Annotated in this window: 1 protein-coding gene and 1 pseudogene; both read right to left on the bottom strand. The window is 43.8% G+C overall.

Annotated elements, in window-relative coordinates:
* Positions 1–367 precede the first annotated feature (367 nt).
* Positions 368–967, bottom strand: a complete 600-nt coding sequence (locus O9323_RS08940) for a superoxide dismutase (protein ID WP_002746957.1) — start codon at positions 965–967, stop codon at positions 368–370.
* 607 nt (positions 968–1574) lie between these two features.
* Positions 1575–1862 (bottom strand): annotated as a pseudogene (locus O9323_RS08945) (IS1634 family transposase); the annotation flags it as partial.

Raw genomic sequence — 1862 nt, forward strand, 5'->3', positions numbered from 1 at the left:
CTGCAATTCCACCAGAACAAGAGGATGAACGGTATCGTCAGCGACTTCTTCACAATTTGCAACCCAAAGCCCAGAAATTAGGTGCTAAGCTTATCTTAGAAACTCAGTCTGACTCTGCCTAAAATTCTAGTTTCTTAGAAGACTAACCCCCAACTTATGGATGGTTTCTCTCTGCTCGCCAACCCCTGATAACTGATAACTGATAACTGATTAACTGAGCCAAATTTTGGCTCTTCTCGACTTTGTGTGATAATTTTTGCTTATGGAATCGTGAAATGTTGACTGAGAAGGACTTTTACGACTATTTTGCCGAAGAAACTATCAGTATAGGCTTCGTTTCCACACATAAACCAGAAGAGCCAAATTTTTAGGCCGCCGCTAAATTAGCAGCCACGAAATCCCAATTAACCAACTTGGTTAAAAAGTCGCTGATGTAATCGGGACGACGATTTTGGTAGTCGAGATAATAAGCGTGTTCCCACACATCCATAGTTAAGAGGGGAACCTGTCCGACGGTTAAAGGATTGTCAGCGTTGCCGGTTTTGGTGACTTTGAGAGTGCCGTTATCGAGAACCAACCAAGCCCAACCGCTACCGAATTGAGTCGCGCCGGCGGTTTTGAAAGCTTCGACAAATTTCTCAAAACTGCCGAAATCTGCGTTAATTTTAGCGGCTAAAGCACCAGTAGGCGCACCGCCACCACCCGGTTTCATGCAGTCCCAATAAAAACTATGATTCCATGCTTGGGCGGCATTGTTGAAAACCCCAGCTTTAGAAGCATCACCAGCAACCTTAACGATAACTTCTTCTAAAGAGAGAGCATCGAGTTCCGTATCTTTGACCAAACCGTTATAGTTATTGACATAGGCAGCGTGGTGCTTGTCGTGGTGGAATTCTAGGGTACTTTTGGTGATGCAAGGCTCTAAGGCAGTGTAATCGTAGGGTAAAGGGGGAAGTGTGTAAGCCATCTGTGGTTCTTTATATCCTCTCTTGAGAGCTTGTTTAAGTTAGTGTTGATAAAACTTTACATCCTCGATCATAGCACCGAAGGAGACTTGAATCAGTGATCACTGATCGATCAGCTTTTTTCTCCCTTCTCCCCCCTCCCTTCTCCCTGACAGGTGTAGGTTTATTATAAAGAGGTGAGCAGTCACACACTCAAGGTGAGAACATCAAGCTAGAGATTTAGAGGAGCATCGTGAAAGGCAATGCTGAAAAACAAATATCTCAAGCAGTGGTCGTGCATAGTTTCAGAGCATCTCAAGACTGAGACGATGGATACTACTCTCTCACAGTGGCCGTTCTTTTCCACGTCTTTAGGGAGTCCGGCTCGGTTTTTTTCGCCGCAGTGACAGCAATTCTCAGTTTTAGAGCAAGCCTTTTAGGGATTTAAAGAACATTTTAAAGGGGGATTTTTGGGGCAACTTTGGGTGTACTATCACCTCAAAAGCCTGAAGACTCGTGAAATGAAATTCGCAATCCCATTGAATTTTACCCCGTATTACTGGACTTCCCCGTTGACAAAAAGCCATAACCTGTGCTGTAGAAGGGATTAAAAGAATTTCCGCCGCCCCGTTACTGGGTACAAATCAGGGAAACTCCCAATAAATCTAACGCTTTTTGTTGCAGTTGAGTCGGTCGAGTTATCTTAGAAAAACGATAACTTCCCTCCCTAATCGTACATTCCACTGTATTCAAGCAAATCGTCCCCAAGTCTTCTGTACAAAGTCCGAAAGCTATGCACAGGAAAGTTCTCTTGATTCCGTTTTTTTCTCTCTTTAGACTGAGCGGATTCACTGCGACTCGCTTTAATCACATTCAGAGAACCATCATCAATTTCTTCATCCTCAAATAACAAAGGAG

Source organism: Microcystis sp. LE19-131.1A, from assembly GCF_027532015.1.
GTDB lineage: Bacteria > Cyanobacteriota > Cyanobacteriia > Cyanobacteriales > Microcystaceae > Microcystis > Microcystis ichthyoblabe_A.